The sequence below is a fragment of the Nocardia sp. TBRC8007 genome (assembly GCF_056629435.1).
Map to the genome: position 1 here is coordinate 1 of NZ_JBWSOR010000133.1, position 642 is coordinate 642.

Consider the following 642-nt stretch of genomic DNA (forward strand, 5'->3'; position numbering starts at 1 on the left):
CGGTGGTGGTGGGATGGCCTCGATCGCGTGTTCGGCCGAGGATGCCACAGAGTTGATCGCTGATTGGGCGGGCCGGATCTCGGTGGCGGCGATCAACGGGCCCGCGGCGACCGCGGTGGCGGGTGATGACGACGCGTTGAGTGAGTTGCTCGACCGGTGTGCCGCTGAAGACATCTGGGCGCGGCGTATCGATGTCGACTATGCCTCGCATTCGGTGCATGTCGAACAGATTCGTGCGGATCTGCATGCGGCGTTGGCCGGTATCCTGCCGGTCGGTGGGGAGGTACCTTTCTACTCCACGGTCGATGGCGACTGGGTGGACACCGCTGAGTTGGACGCAGGCTACTGGTACCGGAATCTGCGCCGGACGGTCGCTTTCGCGCCCGCGGTCGAGGCTTTGGTCGAGCTCGGTCATACCGCGTTCCTGGAGATCAGTCCGCATCCGGTGCTCGCGGCGAGTATCGAGGACATCGCGGCGGCCACCGACACTCCCGTCACCGCACTACACACCCTGCGCCGCGGCGAAGGCGGCGCGCATCGTCTGCTACGCGCACTCGGCGAAGGGTGGGTACACGGAATACCCGTCGACTGGACCAAGGCACTCGACACCACCACAACACGCCCAATCGCCCTACCCACCTA

At 65.6% G+C, this 642-nt stretch carries 1 protein-coding gene; it reads left to right on the forward strand.

What is annotated here, in order from left to right; all coding sequences use genetic code 11:
• Window positions 1–13: 13 nt before the first annotated feature.
• The coding region (locus tag ACX4ZE_RS22960) for an acyltransferase domain-containing protein (protein ID WP_480275544.1) at window positions 14–642 on the forward strand (629 nt) is incomplete at its 3' end.